Raw genomic sequence first — 4,125 nt, forward strand, 5'->3', positions numbered from 1 at the left:
TCTTCCTCAGTGTCTTCCTCTGCATGAAATCAAAAATTAAATACTTTACAAATTAATCACTAATTAACTCTTATTTTTGAGCAATTTTATGGGCTACGTCTATGTACAAAGCTTTCTCCACTCAACAGTGCAATTCCTAATGTGACAATACCAATCCCTAAGCTTTGAATTAGGTTTAAAGTTTCGCTAATTGTTGCCCATGCGACTAATGCTGTTAACGCTGGACTGCTTGCGCCGATGATAGAAGCCTTAGTTGCGCCAATCATGCGAATTCCCACATTATTGAAAGTATGTCCGATGAAACTAACTAAACCAGAAAAAATGCTGCCAATCCACAGGGGTGTCCAATCAAGTTGGGTGCTGGGAAGTGGCCAGAAAAGTAAGCTTACAGCAGAAAACAGTAGGGTACAGGTAAAACTAATCCAGGTGAAGGGAACTGGATGGAATTTTTCTAAACATTTTTGGGCTAGGACTTTATAAAACGCATAAACAACTCCAGAACCAACGCTGGCGAAAATGCCAGTAGTAATGGTGTCACTGCTGTAAGCAGCAGAAGATTGAGGAATTGTGAGTACGCTGCCCCCTAGAATAATTACTATTACTAGCCAACGGAAAAGTGTAGGACGTTCGCCAAAAAACCTCCAAGCAAGCAGCGCTGTAAACACGGGATAAGTAAAAAATAGGGTCATGGCAATTCCAGTAGGAATTAAGCCAATAGCCATGTAGAGTAATGCAATATACACAAACATCAATACTCCGCAGCCCAATGCTTGGAGCAAAACATCAGTGCGTTCCCGCCTGAATAAGTCTCGGAATTCTTTAAGAGCAGATGGATACAACTTGAATGCTAGAGATGCCATAAGTGGAACCACTAGTAGCATTCGCATGAACATCAGCAATAATGAGTTCTGCAAATCCGGTTTAACGTATCCACCCAGTAGAAATAAACCCAGTACGAGATGTTCTGAAAACAAAACTCGCACAGTAACATTGTGAAACGATAAAACGAAAGCGGATAGAAGAACCGTCAGAATGCCCAATTTGCTAAAAGTTTTCTAAAGGACAACCCGATTGTATTGCTAAAACCACTGTTTTGTTTGGTGCTGATTTTTCTGCTATTTAGCAAATACTTACTATCTTTATGTCTTAGGAGTAAAAAATCTTGAACCACAAAGACGAGGACAGCAATATGATAAAGCAGCCCAGTCTTTAATTGAACGGACTGCCTGTACAAAGATAAAAAAGGTATTGATCTTTTCTAAACTAAAGCGGGTTCACGTCGGTTATATGCAGAAGAATCTCCCTTAATAGCCTCACTCTGCTTACCATCAATACCAACAGGAATATCACCCACAAGTGTGACTCGTTGAACATGGCGAGGTTGATTGCCGTAGTCTGCGATCGCATAATGTTGAGTAGCGCGATTATCCCAGAAAGCCACATCGCCTACTCTCCAACGCCACCGGACTGTGTTCTCAGGACGTGTGATGTAAGCTTGTAACAATTTCACGATTTCATCAGATTCATTCTGTGATAAACCACGCAGACGGCGCACGAACCCACCAATAAATAACCCACGTTCACCAGATTCAGGATGGATGCGGACAACTGGATGCAGGGTTTCGTATACAGTCGAGGTGAAAACAGCCCGATGCTTTAAGACCTCTTCTGGTAAGTCAATTGTAGCTGCTGCATAATCGTAGGCATTGCTGTGTACTGCCCAGAGTTGGTCAGCAAGATTACGTAGGAGAGTTGGTAAATCTTCGTAGGCAGTCACGGAGTTTGCCCAAATCGTATCACCTCCTGATGGCGGGATGACAAGGGCCCGCAAAATAGAACCAAGAGGGGGACGATCTACAAATGTCACATCAGTGTGCCAATTGTTGGCACGGCTCACAGTCTTACCGTAATTGAGATCAAGAACTTCTGGGTTTTCTGGCAATGAGGGAACGGTGGGATGGGCTGTGGTGACTTCCCCAAAGCGTCGGGCGAAGGCTACTTGTCCTTGAGCGTCAAGGTTCTGATCTCGGAAGAAGATGACTTTGTGTTTAACTAAAGCTTTACGGATATCGCTAATGATTTCATTGCTGAGGTTATTGCTCAAGTCCACACCAATGATTTTTGCACCGATACATCCGGCGATTGGTTTGATGTCAAAGTGTTGGGAAGTCATGATATTTGTGTCTCCAAGGATAATTTGTTTTATGCAGAGAGTAGTAGCCTGTCAAGAACTGATTGACGGATAGATTCCCTGTAGAGACGGCGATTTATCGCGTCTCTCTAACTATCTATGCAGGGTAAAAAACGAATGTTCGTAATTCAATGCTTTCTCGTGGGGGAGCGTTGGCTGGGCTGGTGGGGTCTTCAAAGGCTGTATGACCGGCAAAACGGGCGCGTCCGTCTTCTGCGGAGTCGAAGCATTTGATAAATAGTGCTTCGTCTCTGTGCATTTGCGGGAAGTAGAACCATTTATGTTTGGAGTTATACGTGATTCCATCAGTTTCCCCGACGCGATCGCGGTACACTAAATCACCAGCCACAATGTCTGTGGGTGCGATACTTTGCGCGTCACACAGTGCTAATGGTGACTCTTGGATTGGTTGTGCGATTGCCCGCCAAACATTGATGATGGCAAATCGTTGTTTTAGTAGCGCATCAATGTCATCTATGCCTTGCGCTGCTAGTTCCAAACGGGCGCGAGTATAGCCAGATTTGGCGGTGAAGTCATTGTGTACGCGCTTGGCAGGTTCTTTAATATTATTCTCACCTGGCTTGGACTGACTGGCGTTACGCAGGGTGTGATCGAATATTACTACCTTCGTTGCACCTGTCACTTCTTTTAACAATTGCTCGGCTTCTGGATAGTAGACGCGGCGTACTTCGTCCTCGTCATAAAAGTTGCGGACATTAGTATTATGTCGAGTAAACGCAAAACCTTCTCTATCTAACGAGATATTCTCTGAGATAGAACGAGCATTGTAAATTGGCAGTTTGTGCGTCTGATAAGTTGCATTCGTGCGGGGAATCCCTGGCGGTGGTTCGTAAGTATAGTTAACAGGTTTTTCTGCCATTGGAACCAGGTAACTGAGGTTAGCCTTTACGTATGGCAGTTCTGCGGAAACTGGTTTGTCTAGAACTTGGTTATTTAAGCTCATAGGTTATCCCATTTTGGATTTTGGTTAATTTCTGTCAATCCCTGTGTTCTATTTTTGAACTGCACCAACAGGAAGAGGTTCACCGAGAACTTTGGCGAATCTTTGCAAATAGAAGTCCGCAGGATTTGCAACTGCTTGAATTGAGGAGCGATCGCTTACCAGATTCCACCATGTCTGCAAACGAGGTGTTTCTGTTGGTAGTGTGAATTTGCGGAAGTGTTCTAAGAGTGGTAAACGTTCAAACCAAGGATAGAAGCTGATATCAACTAGGCTAAATTGATCTCCTAACAAGTAATCACCTTTGCCTAATCCTTCTTGTTCAATATATAGAAGTACTTCTGTGAACTCTTTTCGTCCTTGTTCCTGTTCCTGGCTATCTTTACCGCGCAGAAATTTGTTAAAAGCTGGGACAAGGCGAGTATTGGCGTAGTCTATCCAAATCCGAGCGATCGCTTTAGCTGCGGGATCGCGGGGTAACAATGGTGGTTCGGGAAAAACCTCATCTAGATATTCATTGATAATAGCGGACTCGTAAATTTCAACATCCCCATGTTTGATAGCCGGAACTTTGCCATAGCGGGAAATCTGCGTGTACCCATCTGGTTTTTTCTGTAAGTCAATTTCTATCGGGGTGAAGTCAATACCTTTTTCCAGTAAGACTACACGAGTCCGTTGAGAGAAGGTAGAGGCTTTGGCGAAGTACAGTTGTATGTTGCTCATAAAATCTTTTCCTTGTAATTATCGTGACATGCAGACTATTTGAGATTGCACAACTCTTACTATTGCAATAAGACAAAAGCGAGATGTGTTGATTAGTGCAGTTAAATAATTGACTGGCAGGTATCTACGTCAGTTAGATGATATATTACAGTTTGTCGGTCGATTTAGCGTATTTAAAATATTATACAGTCTTTATGAAAATATGTATACCTAATTATTAGTGTAACTAAATAAATAAAAGTTTTGAGAG

Annotated in this window: 4 protein-coding genes; all 4 read right to left on the minus strand. The window is 43.0% G+C overall.

What is annotated here, in order from left to right:
• Window positions 1-86: 86 nt before the first annotated feature.
• The 4 genes from RRG12_RS41580 to RRG12_RS41595 all read right to left on the minus strand — a co-directional run bounded on the left by RRG12_RS41580 (window position 87) and on the right by RRG12_RS41595 (window position 3,875).
• Window positions 87-1,040, minus strand: a complete 954-nt coding sequence (locus tag RRG12_RS41580; protein ID WP_420761450.1) for a DMT family transporter — start codon at window positions 1,038-1,040, stop codon at window positions 87-89.
• A gap of 218 nt (window positions 1,041-1,258) precedes the next feature.
• Window positions 1,259-2,173: a TauD/TfdA dioxygenase family protein gene (locus tag RRG12_RS41585; protein WP_420761449.1), complete on the minus strand. Its 915-nt coding sequence runs from the start codon at window positions 2,171-2,173 to the stop codon at window positions 1,259-1,261.
• A 115-nt stretch (window positions 2,174-2,288) separates the two neighbouring features.
• A complete protein-coding gene (locus tag RRG12_RS41590) occupies window positions 2,289-3,155 on the minus strand; it encodes a CmcJ/NvfI family oxidoreductase (protein ID WP_420761448.1) in 867 nt (288 codons plus the stop codon).
• A 48-nt stretch (window positions 3,156-3,203) separates the two neighbouring features.
• Window positions 3,204-3,875 (minus strand): glutathione S-transferase family protein, encoded by a 672-nt coding sequence (locus RRG12_RS41595; RefSeq protein WP_420761447.1) that lies wholly within the window; start codon window positions 3,873-3,875, stop codon window positions 3,204-3,206.
• Window positions 3,876-4,125: the final 250 nt, after the last annotated feature.

It is taken from the genome of Nostoc sp. CALU 546, assembly GCF_048836525.1.

Coding starts and splice junctions, on each gene's coding strand:
- RRG12_RS41585 (WP_420761449.1), bottom strand. CDS start 2,173: ATGACTTCCCAACACTTTGACATCAAACCAATCGCCGGATGTATCGGT.
- RRG12_RS41590 (WP_420761448.1), bottom strand. CDS start 3,155: ATGAGCTTAAATAACCAAGTTCTAGACAAACCAGTTTCCGCAGAACTG.
- RRG12_RS41595 (WP_420761447.1), bottom strand. CDS start 3,875: ATGAGCAACATACAACTGTACTTCGCCAAAGCCTCTACCTTCTCTCAA.